Origin of the sequence: Collimonas sp. (genome assembly GCF_035566555.1) — a bacterium.
GTDB lineage: Bacteria > Pseudomonadota > Gammaproteobacteria > Burkholderiales > Burkholderiaceae_D > Collimonas.
In genome coordinates, this window is record NZ_DATMRB010000188.1 from 22,747 (window position 1) to 41,021 (window position 18,275).

Sequence of the window (18,275 nt, forward strand, 5' to 3'; positions counted from 1 at the left end):
CTGCTTCAGGGCTGCCAGGCGCCGTTCCGGTACACCACTGCATCGTCCAGGTAGACCGCCTCGGTTACCGCAAAGACGTCAATATGATATCTGGCGCTGGTGCGCTTGATGTTTGGCTTGCTGTACACCCCGTGTTTGGCGCCGAGCGAGAGGTGGATGCCGCACATCCGCTCGTAAGTGCCGATGTCGCTGACTCTGCGCTCCTGCGAAAACGCACGGTTCATGCCAAAGCCCAGTTCGCGCAGCCACACTTCGCCTTCGTCGGCGCGGATATTCGCCAGCACCTGGTCGAACTCCGGCGTCGAACCGATCGCCTCGGTGACCCGGCCTTTGCTGATGACCAGGGTGATCGGCTGGGCCGGCTGGTTGACCCTGAATGCGGTGTCGCCGAAGACGAAGATACGCACCTTGCCGTTGACTGCTTCCAGGTCCTGCGCTTCGGTGAACACTTCGCCGATGGGGAACTGGCCGCCGACGTTATTCATCCCGCTGTAGTCGCCGATGTTCAGCTTGGCCGCTTCCAGCGGCGAATCGAACACCAGTTGCTCACCGCCGCTGTCGACCACGGCGCGGCGCGCATGGTCGATGCGCGCCTTGAGGGCATAGCCGACGCCGCGATAATAGGCCGGATCGTAGGCCAGCGATTCGATGTAGTACAGCGCTTCCGGCCCCGGCATGCGCGACAGGTGCGGGTGCTCGATCACCTTGAGGCCGCGCTTGAACAGCTCGACGCGGATGCGGAAGGCTTCCAGGCGGAAGTTGGTGGACTGCACCAGGATCACCAGGTCGCCTGCCTGCAGTGGCGCAAAAGCCGCCAGCACGGCGTCCGGCGCGACGGTATCGAAGTCGATGAAGGCGGCGTCCGGCAGGCAGCGCCGGTAAGCGGCCGTCAGCGTGGCGGCGAGTGCGCAGCGCGCGTCCGACACCACCACCGCGGCATGCGGCGCCGCATGTTCGATCGCCAGCGCGAGGACATCGCGCAGATGCTTTGCTGCGGCATCCAGGGCTTCCTGGCTGATCACGTTGGCGGGGGCTTGGTTCTGGATCGGGGTCATCGTCGCATATCTCTCGGAGAAGGAGATGCCATGCTGAAAGCCATGCCATTCCTGTTGGAACAGCATTTTAATCGACAACCCTTAACGGAGGCGGTTTTGCCGTGAATTGTGCGTGTGCTGCCAGCGCAAGCAGGGCAGAGGCGTACTGGTCTGACAAGCAAGCCTGAATCTGCCAGAGTTATCTGAAAAATCCATAATCGACAAGGGTTTGCTGGGCTGCCGGCGTGAGCAGGAACAAGGCGAAGCGGTAAGCCGTGTCACGCGAGCCGCTGCGGGGATGCAATACGGTCAGGCCGAAATCTGCCGTCACGGCGAGCTCCGGCGGCAGCGTGACCTTGGTGAAACGTGCGTCCGGCGTGGTTTCGCGCGAGCTGCAATAGCCGATGAAGGTATCGACCTGTTTGTGCTCCAGGAAGTACTTGACGGCGTCCTGGCCGGCCGGCACCGGCGGGTTGTTCTTGCCGCCTACCAGTTGCTGCGCCTTGGCCTCCAGCAGTTCGCGGGCGCCGGGCTGGACCTTGCCGGCGTTGGCAAACAGCGTCCAGGCGTAGTCGCCGCCGGGATCGGCCTTGGGTGTCGAGGTGCCGATCTTGACGGCGGGATCGAGCAATTTGGCCAGAAGATTTTCCGTGGTCAGATGCAGCTCCGGACGTGCCAGTACGCAGATGCTGTTGCGGATAAATACCAGTGGCGGGATGGCCTTGCCTTCGCGCGCCAGTTGCTGCGGGTGCGCCATGTTGGCCGAGGCGAACACATCGGCGGGTTCGCCATGCTCTATGCGCTCCAGCAACAGTCCGGCGGGGCCGAACACCATCTCGACCGGCTCGCCGGTATCGGCCTCGAACTGTTTGGCAAGCACGGTGAGCGGGCCGCTCAGGCTGCCGGCGGCAAACACCTTGAGCGGTTCCTGGGCGCAGGCCGGATTGAATGCCGTCGCCAGCAGGGCAAGGGGCAACACCCCGTATGAGAAAAGTGAGAGTCTGGACATGTTCATGGATCGTGGCAGCAAGTGATAATGAATCGATGGTCGCTATATTTTAATGTATATAGCGTTGAGCAAAAAAAAGCCGTCAGTCCGGCTTTCCCTGTGCAACGGCTGGAGGCCAGGCTCAGTCTGCCAGGCCCTTCGTGAGCAGTTCGCCTACCAGCTGGTTGAGATCGGTTTCGCGGTCCTTGGCCAAGGTTTGCAGCTGCAGCACCAATGCGCTGTTGAGCTTGACGGCAAACGGCACCAGGCCGAGTGCCTGATCGCGCTTGCGCTGTTCCTTGCGGTCGACCACGGCGATGTCGCTGTTGCCGAAGCCGGCAGCGCCAGGCGCGGTCATTTTTCCCATGAGCTTCTTGGCGTCGCTCTTTGCCATCCCGGTCTTTTTCACTATTGCTATCCTTCTCTATTAACGATCACGGAGTATAAGCCTGTTACGCACGCTGCCGCCGTTTGCAGCGCAATCGGCGCGGATCGGCTCGAATTGGCTCGAATTGGCTCGAATTGGCTTATTCGCGCCGTTGCCAGCTCATGGCCCAGGAATAGAAACCGACCAGGGCGCCGAACTGGACCAGGCTGGAGCCCAGCAGGTAGATCAGGGGATGCCACAGCAGCGAATAGCGCAGCATCAGCCAGGCGGCAAAAGTGTATTGGAAAGGCGTCAGCACGATCAGGTAAAGCACCGCCAGTACGGACAGCAGGAGTTTGCGGCGGATGCCGAAATCGAAGATGTTGTACAGCAGGCCATAAATCCAGGGCGTCAGCAGGATCAGCACCATCGACGCCTGCGTCAGCGCCGAGATCGAGGAGGCCGACTGATAGGGGAATTCCGCCGCCCAGAAGTAAAAATAAAACTGGCTGGCCAGCTGCACCAGGCCGATCACGCGCAAGGCGTAGGAGATCGGCAGCATGCGCGTTGGCAGCAAAGTGGTGGCCAGCAGCAGCGTGATGCTGATCAGCGCGCCGCACCACCATTGCAAGGGATCCGGCAGCGCCGCCTCGGCGTAGGCATAGGGAATCGATTGGATCCCTGGAAATGCGCTGTGGCCTATTGCCAGCGTCATCTGGTCGCCAAGGTGGTTGGCCCAGAAGCTGACGATGGCGGCCCACAGCTCGGCAATCAAGGGCCACGCCAGCAAGGTGCAGCAGAACACCAGCGCCGGCACCAGCAGCACGTCGACCCAGCGGCTGCGTGGAAAAGCCAGCCGGCGCAGGGCGCGGTGGGTTTGTATCAGCTGGCCGCCAAAGCCGGTAAAACGCGGGTTGACGACGGCTTGCCTGCGCGTTTTTGCGGGAGCGGATTTTTTTTCCGCATTGGCGGCAGCTTTCACCTGAAGCTCCAGCGCCAGCCCAGGTTGAACGACAGCCGGTCGTAGGCCGGACTGCGGTAATACTCCAGGCCTGCCAGCAGCATGCTGATGCGGCTGATTCTTTCGCGCCATTGGAGATTGACGGTATTGCTCTTGAAGTTCACCAGTTCCGGGCCGCCCGGCAATACCTTGTAGGTTTCCTTGGCATGCTCGTAGCGGACGATGACGGCGCGCCGGTCGTCATTGCCGAAAGTCGCGGCGATGTACTCGCTGGGGCCCAGTATGCGGCCAGGATCGGCCCAGTTGAGGCGGACGCCGCCTTCGATCACCGTTCCTGGCAGGTAGGCGATGCCGGTCAACAGCAAGCCTTGATCGGAGCGCGCGCTTTCATTGCCCTTGGCGTAGTAGCCGCCGATGCCGGCGACGTACTGGAGTTCGCTGCCGAACTTGCGATAGCCGGTGCCATCCACGCGCCAGCTGGAAAACAGCGGGCTGTTGCCGGTGCCGACGCTGACGGTGCTGTAGTAATCCGGCGTGAAATCGTGGGTCAGCGAGACGCTGCCATAGTTGCCGCTATAGCCGAAACGCGATTGCTGGGTCAGCTCGCCCTGCACCACGCCGAGCGAAGTCACCGCCATGCCGCGCAGCGACATCAGGCGCGCGTGGCCATAACCGTTGCTCATGTTGCCGTCGCCGCCAACCAGTTCGAGGGCGCCGCTTTCCGGGGGCAGTTCTGGCGGCGCGGCGGCCGGACTTTCGGCGGGCGCCACGGCAACCGGAGCCGTATCGACGGGCGCCGCCAGCGCCAGCGGTATGGGAGTTGTAGCGATCGTGGCGGCCGGCCTGGCAGCGGGCGGGGCAGCAGGTATTGCGGGTGCGGCTGGCGTGGCTGGTGCGATTGCCGCGGGTGCGGCAACCGGAGCTGCCGGCGGCAATAGGGCAACCGGCGCGCTGGCAGGAGCTGCAATCGGAGCCGCGACCGGCGCCGGCGCGCTGCTCATCAGCGGCATCAGGCGCGCGTGCTGCAAGGTCGGCACCTGTATGTCGGTGCTTTCGTCAGCTGATGCGCTGGCCGGCAATGCGGCGCAGCCGAAGGACAGGCCCAGGGTTGCCAGTGCGGTTTTCAATGCAGTGCTTCCTTTATCAACGGTGTTGAAATGCGAAGTTGCTTGCCGTCGCCGGCGATCACGGCCCAGTTTTCGCCGCGTTGTTCCACTCTAGCATTGCCGTCCAGGATGCGCGGCTTTTCATATAAAGCCAGCGGAAAGAGCCAGCTTAGCTGCTGCAATGAAGCGGCATTGGCAGCATCGACCACCACGGCGCGCTGGTCGCTGGAAATATGCCACACGGTCTGCTCCCGCCGGTTCATGAAGCGCGCCTGCTCGGTCATGGTGCGCCAGCGGAAGCTGCCCTTTTTTTCGGCAGCGTCGGCGGCCAGCATCAGCTGGTTGATGGCGTCTGGATACAGCACCGCTCCCGGCGGATGGAAATAAATCAGCCTGATCTGTCCGCTATTCTCGGTAAATTGCACCAGCGACGTCAACCAGTTGCTGATTTCGCTTTCCGGTATGTGCTCCATATAGGCTTCTTCGATGGTGCTGATGTGGCCGTAGGTCTGCACCGGAAACGACCAGATATGCTGGTCGCGGCGGCCGTCGCGGTAGGTATGGGTCGGGCCTTGTCCGATATTGCCGGTGAAATAATAGGCCAGCACATCCTGGCCGTCCAGCCAGTCGGTGACCCAGACCGGCTGGTTGCCGGTCGGCGCCGAATACTCGGTCTGCGGGTGGCCGATCAAGTGTTTGACGGCCGCGGCATTCTGCTCCAGGTAAGTGGTCATTTTGCCGGCATTGGCCTCGCTCAGGTTCTTGCCGAACCAGTCGTGGATCCAGCCGCCGTGGCTGCCGATCTCGTTGCCCTGGCCTTGCAAGTTGCGCAGCAGCGCCTGGAAGGTCGGATTATGGTTGAGGTCGACTCCGAGACCATCGCCGAAGGCGCGCTGGTCGGGGCCGGCGGTGACATGAATGCTGAACGGCCCGCGGGTAAACACGCCGGCCTTGATCAGCTGGTCCATGGCGGGGATGCAGATCTTGGCGTCGCAATGCCAGTTCAGAATCAGTCCGCCGACAGCGTCGGGCGCGGCGGACAGTTGCGGCTGGCCCATGATGCGGTTGGCGAAGTAATGCAGGAAGCCATGCATCAGGATGCCGTCGGTGCGCAGCTTCAGGTATCCCAGCGGCAGGTTGACGAACAGTACGCGGCCCTTGCCGACCTCATGTTCGCCGGCAATCACGGTATTGCCCTCGGCCTGCATGCGCAGGGTGCCGGCATAGGTGGCGGCGGTACGCAGGACCGGATAACGCAAGGTGTCTTCGCCGTAGCCGGACAATACCGCCTGTGCGCCGCTCTTGATCCAGCGTCCCGGCGGGATCTCCAGCGCCTGCATGGTCTGCGGGCTGCCGGAGATGGTCGGGTTGAACGACATCTTGTCATGCAGTGCGCCGTACATCGCGTAACTGGTCCCGGCCAGCCTGGAAAAACGCGATGCCGGTTCGCTGTAGTAGCCGTTCTCGTCCAGCACGCCGGCATCGCCCACCAGCATCAGGGCGCCGCCGTTTTCCACAAAGCGGCTGATCTGGTTGACGAAGGCGGTATTGATCCGGCGATGGATGGTGTCCGGCAGGATCGCGCCGGCAAACGGCCGCTCGCCCTGCAGTCCGCGCCGCGAGAATTCAGAAGCGCTCACAGCTTCCAGGCGGATGCCTTCTTCAGCAGCGCCATCCAGCCAGGCCGAGGCAAACAGCCGGTTGGCGTCCGACAGCTCATCCGGCAGCACCAGCGCTATGGCATCGCTTTGCCATTGCGCCGGACTGACCTGGCCGATGCGATAGACCCAGCTGGCGGCGCCGCCGATGATGACGGCCAGCATGAGCATCAGCAGCAGCTGGCGCGGGCGCATGGCGCTCATGATGGCGGCTCCGCGGCGGCGAGCGCGTGGCGCAGGCCGATGCGCACCCCTTCTTCGACGATGTTCCAGCGGCCCGCCGCGCGCCAGGCATCAGAATTCTCAAGCCAGCGTCTGGCGCTGGCCTGGTCGCCGTTGCAATAGGCGGCCCAGGCGATCAGGCCCCAGGGGTAGTGGTCGCTTTCCCCGGCCAGCCATGGCGCGCCATAGCGTTCCATCCATAGCCGCCAGTAGCGGGCGCCGCCGGCGCCGCTGCGCAGCCCGTACAGCCACAGGTAGACCGGCGCTACCGCATTCGGATAGAAGCCGTAGGGCGTCGGCGGCATGCTGGCGCGTTCCGGTTCAAGGGCGCCGGCGGGATCGTAGCCGTAGCCGCGGCGCAGGCCGTCAAGCATGCTGGCGCTGGCCGGCAACGCCGCCAGCTGGACCGCGAAGCGCATGCTGGCGGCGCTGCTGCGGCGTAGCTGGTTCAAGACGCCGATGACTTCGACGTTGTCGGCGAAATACGCCGCGCTGCCGCCGGACAGGGCGTGGAATGTCTGCTGTGCCGGATTCCACAGGGTCGCCAGGTTTTCCAGGGATCTGACGCAGCTGGCGGCCAGCACTTCATCGGTGGGCAAGACTTCGGCTCCCAGCATGCACCATAGCGCATCGAGGGAGTCGTCGGCGTCTGCCGGGCCGCAAGCCAGCCAGTCCGCGGTGCCGCTGCGGCAGATGCGCGGAAAGGGGCCGTTGGCTTGCTGGAAAGGCAGCAGCCAGTGGCCGAAGGCGCTGGCCGGCGCAGCGACGTCGATGCCTAGCCGGTGCGCCGCCAGCAATGCCTTGAGCGCGAAGTAGGGCTCGACATAGTCGCCTTTGGCAAATACCGTGAGGGCGCCGTTCGGCGCGGCGAAATCGGTGAATGGCGGCGCATCCTCGGCGGCTGCCGTGGCGCCGGCAAGGCAGCCGATCAAGATGCACGCACGGCAGATCGAGGCCGCGCGCCAGCGCTTCCGGCCTTGATCAGCGGCCATGGGAGAGCTCCGCCGGCACCACCTTGGCGCCGTCTTGCGTGGTGATGACGCCATGCACCGTGCAGCCTGTGGCGATGGTCAGCTTGCGGCAGATCAGGGTGGTCGCCGCTCCCGGTGTGCCGATGCGGCAATCGGGGCCGATCACGATATCGTTCTGGCTGATCACGGGACCCAGCACGGAACAGCCACGGTCCAGCACGATGTCCTTGTTGCTGACCAGGCTGCCGGCGATACGGCTGTGCTCTCCCAAGTGCAGGTCGCCATAGGTCTTGATGTTGCCGGACACGCTGCTGCCGGGACGTATGCGGTAGGGACCGCGCACCACATAGTCGCCCGGCTGGTCGAGGGCAGCGGATTGCCGTGCGCCGTCATCCAGCACATGGCGCCGTCGCGGCGAGGGCGCCTGCGGCGCCGGCGCGGCGGCAGTGCTGGCGTCGCCGAAATGCATGACCGGCGCGCCGGCGCGCACAAAGCGGCTGCCGGCGCAGAAATTGAGTTCCTTGAGGGCGGTAATGCGGCCGTCGATCGCAGCGTTGCTGCCGACATGGATGCAGGGTGCATCGATCCAGCGATGCACCACGGTGTCGGCGCCCAGCGTGATGACGCCCTGTGCCGAGCAGGCGCGCAGGCTGGCGCCGTCGCCCACCAGCAGGTCGGCGGCGGCAAACAGGTCGGCCTGGCTGTGGCTGTCCGGCGGCAGCCAGGCATCGTGGATAAAGATGACGATGCCGTTCTTTTGCCGCAGCACTTTCAAGGTTGCCGGCGGATAGCCCTTGCCGGCATCGCCGTCCAGGCGCTGGTGGACCACGTGCAGCTTGTCGCTGATGTTGACGGTGCGGTCGGTCTGGATGCTCTGCAGTTTCGGCAAGTCGATGACCGGCATGGCGGCAATGGTGAGCCGGAAGCTGTCGGCGAAATAGCGCAGGTTGTTGATCTCGTTGCGCCTGACCGGCAATGGCGCGACATCGGTCGGGCGCAGCCATTCCTGCAGCGCCGGGATAAACGGCAGGCACATGATCAGCAGCACGCTGATCAGCAGCAGCGCCGGATAAGCCATGTTCAGGACACCTCGGCCGCCAGGCCTGGCAGCGCAGCGTCGCGCGGCAGGGCCAGTTCCTGGGCCGGCGCCGCCGGTGCCATCCTGAAGCGTTCGGTCTTGTGCCACACCAGCTCGCGCTTGCGCAGCGCATCCATGAACTGGCTCAAGGCGGCGCAGGAAATCGCCACCAGGCTGACCAGGAAGCCGAAGATATTCAGCGGCAGCAGACGGATGCGGTTGCGGTTGCCGTCCAGGTAAGTGGCGGCCGCCATTTCAAAAAAAGCCGCGTTGGTGCCAAAAGCGCCATACGCCACCATGCCGCTCAAGGCCAGCCAGCCGAACAGCCACTGGTGCGAGGTCATGAAAAACTGGATGATGGTGATGCTCCAGCCGATCACCAGCAAGGGCGGCATGATGAATACGCATAGCAGCAGTACGCCATCGGCCCTTTCGCGCAGGCTGATGCGCGGGTTCTTCAACAGCTGCATCAGGTTGCGGCCCATGACCTGGTTGTGGCCGCGCGACCAGCGGCTGATCTGGCGGATCCGCACCGGCCACACTTCGGGCACTTCTTCGTAGCATTCCGAGCGGTTCTGGTACACCGTCTTCCAGCCATGCTGCAGCAGGCGGAAGGTGACATCAGTGTCTTCCGCCAGCATGTCGCTGTTCCAGCCGCCGATTTCTTCCAGCGCGCAGCGCCTGACGCCGCCCACCGTGCCGCCGTACTGCGGCACCAGACCCAGGTTCATGCGCGCGGCCTGGTCGACCTGGTAGCCGCCGGCCCGTTCCAGGTCGAGCAGGCGCGTGAGCAGGTTGGCGCCGGCATTGAGCGGCACCACGCGGCCCATGATGGCGCCCACTTCGGGATCGAAAAACGGCGCCACCAGCTGCTTGATCAGGCCGCGCGCGGGCAGATAGTCGGCGTCGAAGACGATGATGATCTCGGCTTCGATCCTGGCGGTGGCGTCGCGCAATGCCGCCGCCTTGCCGGGCCGTCCGCTGTCGCGGTGGAACAGGGTGAAGCGGCCGGGATGGCTGGCGGCGATGCGGTCGATGATGGCGCGGGTGCCGTCGGTAGAGCGGTCGTTGACCGGCATGATGATCAGCTTGTCGCGCGGATAGTCGACCTCCAGCAGGGCGTTCAAGGCATCGGCGATGACCCGTTCTTCATTGTGGGCGGCGACGCACACCACGACCGCCGGCCAGGTTGCCTGTTCGATGTCGAGGTAGGGCTGGCGCTGGCGTCCGAACAGGCGGTTGAGAGTGAACAGGTAGTGGCGCACGGTATAGATTACCAGCAGGAATATGATACCCGCCAAGATCGTGGTCATCAGGTCCAGGCCTGCTGTGCGGACATCCAATGTCAGGGAAGATGCGTGCGCCTTGCCGGCTATCGCCAGCAGGCCAGGGATGAACAGGAAAGCGAGCAGGCAAGCGGGCAGGCGCGGCATGGCGGCCATCGGCCGCCGGCATGGCGCCGCATTGCCAGGAATACCGAGCCTGTTGTCCATATTTCCCCCTCGACGCAAGCCGCGCGTCTAGATTTTTTTGAGTCTAGATTTTTTGAAAAATCTTCGCGACCAGGCGTGCCTTTTCCAACGGTTCAATTTTCACTGCCCCAAATTCATCGATTTCCCTGCCGCACAGCACGCTGGCGATGCGCTCCGCCGCGTGACCGTCGCCATAGGGATTGAGGCGTTGCGTCGCGTTCTGCCAGACGATGTCGTCCTCATACAGCCGGGTCACCGCGGCGACAATGCGGGCCGAATCAGTGCCGACCAACTGTACCGTGCCGGCGGCTACCGCTTCAGGCCGTTCCGTGACGTTGCGCATCACCAGCACCGGCTTGCCCAGCGACGGCGCCTCTTCCTGCACGCCGCCGGAATCGGTCAGGATCACGTGCGCGCGTTGCATCAGCCGCACAAACAGCAGGTAGTCCAGCGGTTCGATCAGATGGATATTCGGCAGCTGCGCCAGCGCCGCCTGCACTGGCCCCTGGACGTTCGGATTGAGGTGCACCGGGTAGACAATCTGGATGTCCGGGCGGCGCGACAGTGTTGCCAGCGCGTCGCAGATTTCGGCGAAGCCCGGACCGAAATTTTCGCGCCGGTGGCCGGTCACCAGCAACAGCTTTTTATCGGCGCGCAGGTAAGGGAAATGGGCGTCCAGGCGATCGCGCAGCTTGTAGTCAAAGGCGATAGCTTCGACGGTCAGGCGCAGCGCATCGATGACCGTGTTGCCGGTGACGACCACGCGGCCGGCGAGGTGTTCCGCCGCCAGGTTGCTCTTGGCCATGGCGGTGGGCGCCAGCAGCAGGTCGCTTACTACATCGACATAGCGCCGGTTCATTTCCTCTGGCCAGGGCTGGCTCAGGTCGCCGGTACGCAAGCCCGCTTCGACATGGGCCACCGGGATGCGCCGATGGAAGCCGGCGAGGGCGGCGATCATGGCAGTGGTGGTGTCGCCGTGCACCAGGATGCGGTCCGGCCGGGTAGCCTCGAGCACCGGATCGAGCAAGCCGATCAGGCGCGCGCTCAAGCCGTTCAGGGTCTGGTCTGGCTGCATGACGTCGAGACTGTGATCGACCTTGATGTCGAACAGGTCAAGCACCTGCTGCAGCATCAGCCGGTGCTGGCCGGTGACGCACACCAGCGACTGGATGTCTGCCTCCAGTGCAAGCGCGCGCACTACCGGCGCCATTTTCACGGCCTCCGGACGGGTACCAAAGATAGACAGAACTTTCACTTTATATACTCGGTTGTGCGAGTGAAAAAGCCGGCCTGGCGAAATCTGTTTCGCCAGGGCCATGGTGTTCTTGTTGCGCGCGCCTATCCGGCATGGGCCCCGAACTGCAGGGAAGTCGGCTGCCCGTGACGATGGCTTTGGGCAGCGACAAGCATCACATTGATGCTGAGTTGTTTTTACAAAGAAATTTCCATAAGGAAATATTTGTTCACTATAGATGATAATGTCGATTAATGTAAATCTTATAATAAGGATGGAAATTTAACTGTTACTTATTGTTAGAAATTTAATTCGTATGGGAAATACGGAGGACGCCGGCTGCAGCTGATCCTGGGAAGGCGCTTGTTCTTTCTGTGTGAAAGTTAAAGCGGCTGCGGCACCATGACATTGCCGGCAAATAAAAGGTAACAATAAAGTGACTATGCCCGTCTGTGCACAAGCCGGGCATGGTCATTCCCGAGCACGCGCAAGCATGGTCCGGATTTCACCGCTATCATTACGAGCATTGCGCTTTCGGCGCGGCTCGTTTCATCCACCTCTCGCACGGCATCCCATGCTTTCCACTCTCCTGATTCTCAATCCTTTGTCTGAACAAGGCCTGCAGCGCATCAAGCAAGTCTGGCAGGTTGTGTATGCCCCCACGGCCGCGCAGCGCAGCGAGGCCATCGCCAGCCATGCGCAGCAGATACGGGCGGTGCTGACCATCGGCTCGATCGGCCTGTCGGCGCAGGATATCGCCGCCTTGCCCCAGCTCGAATTGATTTGCGCGCTCGGCGCCGGTTTTGAAAACATCGATCTGGCGGCTGCGCGCGAACGCGGCATCACGGTCGCCAACGGCGCCGGCACCAACGACGCTTGCGTTGCCGACCACGCCATGGGCCTGCTGCTGGCGACGGTGCGCGGCATTCCGCAACTGGGCGTGGCGCTGCACCAGGGCATCTGGCGCGACGCGCTGCCTTTGCCGCCCAGCGTCTCCGGCAAGCGCCTGGGGATCGTCGGACTGGGCACCATCGGCAAGCAGATCGCGCGCCGCGCTGCCGGTTTCGACATGGCCATCGGTTATCACAACCGTGCGCAGCGCAATGATCTGCCGTTCACTTATTTTGCTACGCTGCTGGCCCTGGCGGAATGGGCGGACTTCCTGGTGATCGCCACCCCGGGCGGCGCCGGCACCCGCCATATGGTGGGCACGGCAGTGCTGGATGCCTTGGGGCCGCAGGGCTTCATCGTCAATATCGCGCGCGGCAGCGTGATCGACACCGCCGCGCTGGCGCAAGCTTTGCGCGAGGGCCGGCTCGGCGGCGCCGGTCTCGATGTCTATGAAAGCGAGCCTTTGCCGCCGACGGAATTGCTGGATTTGCCGAATGCGGTGCTGACGCCGCATGTGGCCGGATGGTCGCCGGAATCGGTGGCGGAAACAGTGCGACTGTTCCTGGAAAACAGCCAGCGCCATTTTTCCGGACAGCCGGTATTGACGCCAGTCTGAAGCAAAAAAAAATCCGGCGGCTGCCGGATTTTTATCGATTGCCGCCAGAGTCGTAGGATGGGCAGATTTTCTGCCCACGCTGAATGCACTCTTCGATTGGTCTACGTTCCGCGTGGGCAAAAAATCTTGCCCACCCTACGATCGCGGCGCATCAGTTCAGGAATTTCTTGTCTTTGGTGATCATGGTCATGTCGACGAATTTCGAGCCGCTATGATTGCTGGCGCTGAAATTGATGTCGAAGCCGCCGCCGTTGTAGTTCTTGTTGTTGATGCTTTCCAGCGCCTTCACCAGTTTCGCGCGCGTCAGGTCCTTGCCCGCCCGCTTCAAGCCTTCGACGAATACCTTGGCGGCGATGAAGCCTTCCAGGCTGGAAAAGTTGACGTCCTTGACGCCGGCTTTGTCCATCAACCTGGCATATTCGCCCACCACCGGGCTGGATGAACTCCATGGGAACGGCACCACCTGGGAAATCACCACGCCTTCGCCATCCTTGCCCAAGGCGTCGGCCAGGGCCTGGCTGCCGACGAAAGAGACGTTATAGAACTGGCCGGTGTAACCAGCCTTGCGCATTTCCTTGATATAGGCCGCGGACGAGGCGTAGGCGCTGATCTGCAGCACGGCAGCAGGGCGTTTCGGCAGGATCTTGGCGACCGCCGGCGCGACGTCGGTGCTGTTGCGCTCGACGGTGGCGGACTCCACCAGCTCCAGGTTCATCTTTTTCAAGGCGCGCTGCACGCCTTCCAGTCCGGCGCGGCCGTAGGCGTCGTTCTGGTAAAACACAGCGATGCTCTTGATGCCGACATTGGCCAGCTTTTCCACCAGGTGCTCGGTCTCGTCGAAATAACTGGCGCGGATATTGAAGACCTCGCGGTTCAGCGGTTCGCGCAGCGATTGCGCGCCGGTCACCGGGGCAAAGAACGGTACGCCGGCCTGGGTGAAAATCGGCAGCGCCGCATTGCTGGTCGGCGTGCCGACATAACCGAACAAGGCGAAGACATCGTCTTTTTCAATCAGGCGCTTGGTGTTGGCGGCGGCCAGATCGGCTTCGTACTTGTCGTCTGCCTTGACGATTTCAATGCGCCGTCCAAACACGCCGCCTTGCTCGTTCACCGAATCGAAGTAGGCTTTGGCGCCGGCATTCATCTGGATCCCCAGCTGCGCGGCAGGACCGGAAAACGCCGCAGACTGTCCCAGCAGGATTTTCTGGTCAGTGACGCCGGATTCGGCAAAGCTGGACAACGGGCTGCAGGTGCCGATGACAAGCGGCAGCAGGAAGGAAAAAAGACGAAGTCGGGAAACCATAAATAGCGCTTTCTGATGTTGATCAAGCGATGCACAGCGGCGGCCTGATTCGCTGCCGCCATTGCGCATCGCCGCCTATTATAGGTTTATTGCTAGAAGAAAACAAAAAAATGACCGAATTTAACGGTAGTTAGCGTTTTATTAGCTACGTAGTACTACTTAAAAGTGAGCGCAGGATGACTTCGCTGCCGCATACATGCCCCATGCGGACGAACCTGTGCTCGCAACCGGCACGCTGTTCTTCAGCACTGATGCCGCTCAATGCATATTCGATCTGATGGTAACCTCCATGCAGGAACATCCGGCGCATAGCCACTGCCTGGCGAGGCCAAGTCAAAAGAATGAAAATTGCCGAGGCTGGAATTCAAGCTGACGGCGACGGTCTATCTGCGGCACGGGCTGAAGCGTAGGCCCGCCGCAAAACCCGATAAGGAATAAAAATGACGTATGTTTCAATGCACGGTGTCATCGCTTTCGACGCCATCCAGAATACCCGCGATCTGGGCGCCTACCTGGCTGCCGATGGCCGCCGCATCCAGGCGCGCAGATTGCTGCGCGGCGCCAATCCGGGTCTAGCGTCGGCGGCGGATATCGAAAAACTCAGAAGCTACCAGCTCGACCTGGTGATCGACTTCCGCAGCGAAGCAGAAAAGCAGGCTGCCGAAGCGCCATTTGCCGCAGCGTTCGCGTGGATCGCCGATCCGGTCATGGTGGGCAATCTGTCGCAAGAGACGCTGCTGCCACTGCTGCGGAATGGCAGCGCGGAACATAGCAGGCAATTCATGCTCGATTTTTATCGTGCTTTTCCAGTCAACTACCAAGCCCAGTTCGGCCGCTTCCTGCGACTGGCCGAGCAGGGAAAAACCATGCTCTACCACTGCACTGCCGGCAAGGACCGCACCGGCTTCGCCAGCGCGCTGCTGCTGTCGGCGCTGGACGTCGGGCGCGCCACCATCGTCGCCGATTATCTGGAGTCGAACCGGCACAATGCCGGCGCCAGCGCCAAGGTGCTGGCGCAGCTTTTCAAGGCCGACCTGGCGCCGGAAATCATGACTCCCTTGCTGAACGTAGAGGCAGCCTACCTGGAAGCGGCGCTGGCGGTCATCGATGAAGAGTATGGCGGCATGCAGCATTACCTGCGACAGGTGCTGGATGTCGATGTCGAGCGCATCCGGCGCAACTATCTGGTTTGAACCGATAAATTCCCTGTTTCCGGTTTAGCTCAAAAAAAAGCCACCGGCATCGCCGGTGGCTTTTTGCTAGCCGCGAAGGCTACGCCGTGTTTACCACATGATCACGCGTTGCTCAGGCGGCAGGTACATCTTGTCGCCCGGCTTGACATCAAACGCGCTATAGAAGCCAGGCTGGTTGCCCAGCGTGCCGTTGCCGCGGAAGCGTGGCGGCGAGTGCGGATCGGTTTTCACGTAGACGATGGCTTGCGCATCGCGCACCTTGCCGCGCCATACCTGGCCCCAGCCCAGATACAGGCGCTGGTCGCCGGTGAGGCCGTCGATGACCGGCGGCGTCTTGCCGTCCAGCGACAGGTGGTAAGCCTTGTAGGCGATCGCCAGGCCGGAGTTGTCGGCAATGTTCTCGCCCAGCGTCAGTTCGCCGTTGACCTTGTAGCCAGGAACCGGGCTGTAGGCATTGTATTGTTCCACCAGGGCCTTGGTCTTGACCGCGAATTTCTCGTGGTCTTCCTTGGTCCACCAGTCGCGCAGGTTGCCGATTTCATCGTACTGGCTGCCCTGGTCGTCGAAACCGTGGCTGATTTCATGGCCGATGACGGCGCCGATGCCGCCGTAGTTGACCGCGTCATCCGCGTTGGCATTGAAGAACGGCGGTTGCAGGATCGCTGCCGGGAACACGATTTCATTGAGTTCCGGATTGTAGTAGGCGTTCACGGTCTGCGGCGTCATGCCCCATTCGGCGCGGTCGACCGGCTTGCCGAGCTTGTCGATGTTGCGCTTGAATTCGAATTCGCTGGCGCGCATGGTGTTGCCGACCAGGTCGTCACGCTTGATGGTCAGGGCTGAATAATCGCGCCATTTGTCCGGATAGCCGATCTTCAGCATCAGGGTCGACAGTTTCTTTTGCGCCTGCTTCTTGGTGTCCGGACCCATCCAGTCGAGGCCGTCGATGCTCTGGTTGTAGGCAGCGATCAGGTTGTGCACCAGTTTTTCCATGCGAGCCTTGTTCTCCGGCGGGAAGAACTGTTCGACATACAGCTGGCCCAGGCCTTCGCCAATGCCGGCTTCGACCACGTTGATGCCGCGTTTCCAGCGTGGCTCGTTTTGCGGTACGCCGCGCAGCACGGTGCCCTTGAACGCGAAGTTCTGGTCAACATATTGTTTCGACAGCTGGGATGCGTAGCCGCTCAGCACATGCCATTTGAAATACGCTTTCCAGACTGGCAGCGGAGTGTCCTGCAGGATCTTGTCGAGGCCCTTGATATAGGTCGGCTGGCTGATCACCAGGTAGCTGACCTTGTCTTTCAGGCCGGCGCCGGCCAGGTAGCCATCCCACTCGAAGTGCGGCGCCAGCGTGTGCAGCTGGTCCAGTTCCACCCGGTTGTAGGCCTTGACCGGATCGCGCAGCTCGACCTTGGTCCATTGGATCTTGGCCAGCGCGGTTTCCAGGGCCACGATGCTGGCGGCGTTTTTCTTGGCAGCCTTGTCGCCGGACATGGTCAGCATGGCTTCGATATGGGCGTGGTACTTGGCCAGCGTGTCTTTCAGCTTGGCGTCGTCGGCTTTCAGGTAGTAGTCGCGGTCAGGCAAGCCGAGGCCGCTCTGGCCGAGGTCGGCGATGACCTTGCTCGAATCCTTGGCGTCCTGGTGGATGCCGAGGTCGTAGGGCGCACTGACGCCGATGGCGTTCAAATGGGCGATCAGGCCCGGGATCTGTTTCTTGTCTTTCAGGGCGTCGACTCGGGCGAACTCCGCTTCGAGCGGCTTGATGCCGAGTTTTTCCAGCGCCGGCTCATCCATGTAGCTGGCGTACAGGTCGGCGATCTTTTGCTTGTTGGAGCCTGGCTGCAGGTCTTTTTCCGCGCTGACAGCATCGACGATGGTGTGCAGCTGGGTCAGCGAGTTTTCGCGCAGTTCGTAGAAGGCGCCCCACGACGATTTGTCGGCCGGGATTTCGGTTTTCTTCAGCCACGTGCCGTTGACGTAGCTGTAGAAATCGTCCTGCGGGCGCACCGCCAGGTCGGCGTTCGCCATGTCGATGCCGCTGGCCAGCTTGGCCGAGCTGGCCACGCTGGCGGCCGCTACGGTACGCGGTGTTTGGGCAAAACTGGCGGTCGAGCTGGTATAGCCTGCAACCAGTGTCAGCACCGCTGCACAGATGAGAGAGCGTTTCACGAGTAAGTAATCCTTATGAGAAGTCATCGGAAAAAAACAGCCTGGTAAGGCATTCTAAAAACTATTGCAAATCTTTGTCTACTGCTTATCCGTTTTTAACGCAGAAGCGCCGCCGGATCTTGTTTTTCGCGCAAGGCCGTGCACAGCAAGGTCTTTTCGCGGGTTTGTGCGAGGCCGCGCTCGGCCCCCGGCAACTGCTTCAGCAACGGCTGGAAGAAGCTGTTCATGCGGTCTGCCTCGCTTTGCGAACAGCTGTCGCCGGCCACCAGGTCCGGCAAGCGGCCGCCGGAGGTTTCACCGCTGCGCTTGATCAGTTGTTCATGGTTGAGTGTAAACCACTTCCACAGCGCTTCGCGACCTTCGCCATCTTCCCGGCTGGCGCGCAGCAAGGTGCTCATTTCACCGACCTTGACCAGCGGGTCGAGCGCCAGATTGCGCGCACGCTGGGCATTGGCTGACGCGGTGGCGGCGCCCAGGCCGCTCAGGATCGCCATGCGCTGGGCCGGCTCGCTGGTATTGCCGAGGGCCTTGATCAAGACGTCGACGGCCGGCGTTCCCTGTTCCTGGGTGGCGACCGAAAGCGCTGTGCGCAGCAGGTCAGGATTGGCCGCCGCCAGGTCGAGCTTGCCGTCGGCGTTTTTCTCCAGCGCCTTGTCGCCTTGCGCCAGCAGTGCCTTGCGCACTTCCGGCAACTTGATGTCGAGCGCCAGGAACTGGGCCAGCGCTGCGCGCAGCAGCGCATCGTCCTGGCTTTCGCCGGCGCGGCGCTGGTAGCCGAGCTGCTGCAGGCGCGGCAGATACATTTTACGCGCCAGGTCGGTCAGGCGATTGCGCTGGGCGTCGCTGCGGACTTCGTATTTCGCCAGCCACTTGAGGGTAGGAATCAGGGCCGTCGCCACTTCGCGCGTGTTCGACTGCGCCAGGCGCGGCGCGGCCGCCAGCACTGCGGCGGCATCTAGGTCGCCACGGCCGAAGCCGGCATTGATGGCGTCTGCGTAGGCCAGCTGTT

General features: G+C 62.3%; 15 protein-coding genes. 2 read left to right on the forward strand and 13 right to left on the reverse strand.

All coding sequences use genetic code 11. The features are described 5' to 3' along the window. Positions 1-5: 5 nt before the first annotated feature. From VNZ65_RS23730 to wecB, 10 genes are all read right to left on the reverse strand, one after another. Positions 6-1,055 carry a hypothetical protein gene (locus tag VNZ65_RS23730; RefSeq protein WP_325673509.1) on the reverse strand — a complete coding sequence of 350 codons (1,050 nt, stop codon included), beginning with the start codon at positions 1,053-1,055 and terminating at the stop codon, positions 6-8. Between the two features lie 178 nt (positions 1,056-1,233). Beyond that, positions 1,234-2,043: a molybdate ABC transporter substrate-binding protein gene (gene modA / locus VNZ65_RS23735; RefSeq protein ID WP_325673483.1), complete on the reverse strand. Its 810-nt coding sequence runs from the start codon at positions 2,041-2,043 to the stop codon at positions 1,234-1,236. Between the two features lie 121 nt (positions 2,044-2,164). Further along, positions 2,165-2,431 (reverse strand): hypothetical protein, encoded by a 267-nt coding sequence (locus VNZ65_RS23740; protein ID WP_325673485.1) that lies wholly within the window; start codon positions 2,429-2,431, stop codon positions 2,165-2,167. Between the two features lie 118 nt (positions 2,432-2,549). Continuing rightward, complete coding sequence (locus tag VNZ65_RS23745) at positions 2,550-3,371, reverse strand: hypothetical protein (protein ID WP_325673487.1); 822 nt, start codon at positions 3,369-3,371, stop codon at positions 2,550-2,552. Further along, positions 3,368-4,477: a YaiO family outer membrane beta-barrel protein gene (locus VNZ65_RS23750; protein WP_325673489.1), complete on the reverse strand. Its 1,110-nt coding sequence runs from the start codon at positions 4,475-4,477 to the stop codon at positions 3,368-3,370. Before VNZ65_RS23750 ends, VNZ65_RS23745 begins: the two co-directional genes overlap by 4 nt. Continuing rightward, complete coding sequence (locus VNZ65_RS23755) at positions 4,474-6,318, reverse strand: hypothetical protein (RefSeq protein WP_325673491.1); 1,845 nt, start codon at positions 6,316-6,318, stop codon at positions 4,474-4,476. The genes VNZ65_RS23750 and VNZ65_RS23755 overlap by 4 nt, the downstream gene beginning before the upstream one ends. Beyond that, complete coding sequence (locus tag VNZ65_RS23760) at positions 6,315-7,328, reverse strand: hypothetical protein (protein ID WP_325673493.1); 1,014 nt, start codon at positions 7,326-7,328, stop codon at positions 6,315-6,317. The genes VNZ65_RS23755 and VNZ65_RS23760 overlap by 4 nt, the downstream gene beginning before the upstream one ends. Beyond that, on the reverse strand, positions 7,318-8,385 hold the full coding sequence (locus VNZ65_RS23765; RefSeq protein ID WP_325673495.1) for a polymer-forming cytoskeletal protein: 1,068 nt from the start codon (positions 8,383-8,385) through the stop codon (positions 7,318-7,320). The genes VNZ65_RS23760 and VNZ65_RS23765 overlap by 11 nt, the downstream gene beginning before the upstream one ends. Before the next feature lie 2 nt (positions 8,386-8,387). Beyond that, entirely contained in the window at positions 8,388-9,698 is a 1,311-nt protein-coding gene (locus VNZ65_RS23770; protein WP_325673511.1) for a glycosyltransferase, read from the reverse strand. Positions 9,699-9,921: 223 nt separating this feature from the next. Next, positions 9,922-11,112 carry a non-hydrolyzing UDP-N-acetylglucosamine 2-epimerase gene (wecB, locus tag VNZ65_RS23775; protein WP_325673497.1) on the reverse strand — a complete coding sequence of 397 codons (1,191 nt, stop codon included), beginning with the start codon at positions 11,110-11,112 and terminating at the stop codon, positions 9,922-9,924. 553 nt (positions 11,113-11,665) lie between these two features. Between wecB and VNZ65_RS23780 the strand changes: the two genes are divergently transcribed. Next, positions 11,666-12,598 carry a 2-hydroxyacid dehydrogenase gene (locus VNZ65_RS23780; RefSeq protein ID WP_325673499.1) on the forward strand — a complete coding sequence of 311 codons (933 nt, stop codon included), beginning with the start codon at positions 11,666-11,668 and terminating at the stop codon, positions 12,596-12,598. Between the two features lie 151 nt (positions 12,599-12,749). Here VNZ65_RS23780 and VNZ65_RS23785 read toward each other — a convergent pair whose 3' ends face one another. Further along, positions 12,750-13,901, reverse strand: coding sequence for an ABC transporter substrate-binding protein (locus VNZ65_RS23785; RefSeq protein WP_325673501.1), 1,152 nt, complete (start codon positions 13,899-13,901; stop codon positions 12,750-12,752). Between the two features lie 440 nt (positions 13,902-14,341). On the opposite strand from VNZ65_RS23785, the gene VNZ65_RS23790 reads away from it, so the two are divergent. Beyond that, positions 14,342-15,094, forward strand: a complete 753-nt coding sequence (locus tag VNZ65_RS23790) for a tyrosine-protein phosphatase (protein WP_325673503.1) — start codon at positions 14,342-14,344, stop codon at positions 15,092-15,094. A 90-nt stretch (positions 15,095-15,184) separates the two neighbouring features. Here VNZ65_RS23790 and VNZ65_RS23795 read toward each other — a convergent pair whose 3' ends face one another. Both VNZ65_RS23795 and VNZ65_RS23800 read right to left on the reverse strand, forming a co-directional pair. After that, positions 15,185-17,266 carry a M13 family metallopeptidase gene (locus tag VNZ65_RS23795; protein ID WP_325673505.1) on the reverse strand — a complete coding sequence of 694 codons (2,082 nt, stop codon included), beginning with the start codon at positions 17,264-17,266 and terminating at the stop codon, positions 15,185-15,187. A gap of 95 nt (positions 17,267-17,361) precedes the next feature. Further along, a partial coding sequence (locus VNZ65_RS23800) for an ERAP1-like C-terminal domain-containing protein (RefSeq protein ID WP_325673507.1) occupies positions 17,362-18,275 on the reverse strand: 914 nt, incomplete at its 5' end.

What these genes read in the sequence shown, in the direction of transcription:
- VNZ65_RS23730 (WP_325673509.1), bottom strand. Translation starts at nt 1,055, where the DNA reads ATGACCCCGATCCAGAACCAAGCCCCCGCCAACGTGATCAGCCAGGAA.
- modA (WP_325673483.1), bottom strand. Translation starts at nt 2,043, where the DNA reads ATGTCCAGACTCTCACTTTTCTCATACGGGGTGTTGCCCCTTGCCCTG.
- VNZ65_RS23755 (WP_325673491.1), bottom strand. Translation starts at nt 6,318, where the DNA reads ATGAGCGCCATGCGCCCGCGCCAGCTGCTGCTGATGCTCATGCTGGCC.
- VNZ65_RS23760 (WP_325673493.1), bottom strand. Translation starts at nt 7,328, where the DNA reads ATGGCCGCTGATCAAGGCCGGAAGCGCTGGCGCGCGGCCTCGATCTGC.
- VNZ65_RS23765 (WP_325673495.1), bottom strand. Translation starts at nt 8,385, where the DNA reads ATGGCTTATCCGGCGCTGCTGCTGATCAGCGTGCTGCTGATCATGTGC.
- VNZ65_RS23770 (WP_325673511.1), bottom strand. Translation starts at nt 9,698, where the DNA reads ATGACCACGATCTTGGCGGGTATCATATTCCTGCTGGTAATCTATACC.
- VNZ65_RS23780 (WP_325673499.1), top strand. Translation starts at nt 11,666, where the DNA reads ATGCTTTCCACTCTCCTGATTCTCAATCCTTTGTCTGAACAAGGCCTG.
- VNZ65_RS23785 (WP_325673501.1), bottom strand. Translation starts at nt 13,901, where the DNA reads ATGGTTTCCCGACTTCGTCTTTTTTCCTTCCTGCTGCCGCTTGTCATC.
- VNZ65_RS23790 (WP_325673503.1), top strand. Translation starts at nt 14,342, where the DNA reads ATGACGTATGTTTCAATGCACGGTGTCATCGCTTTCGACGCCATCCAG.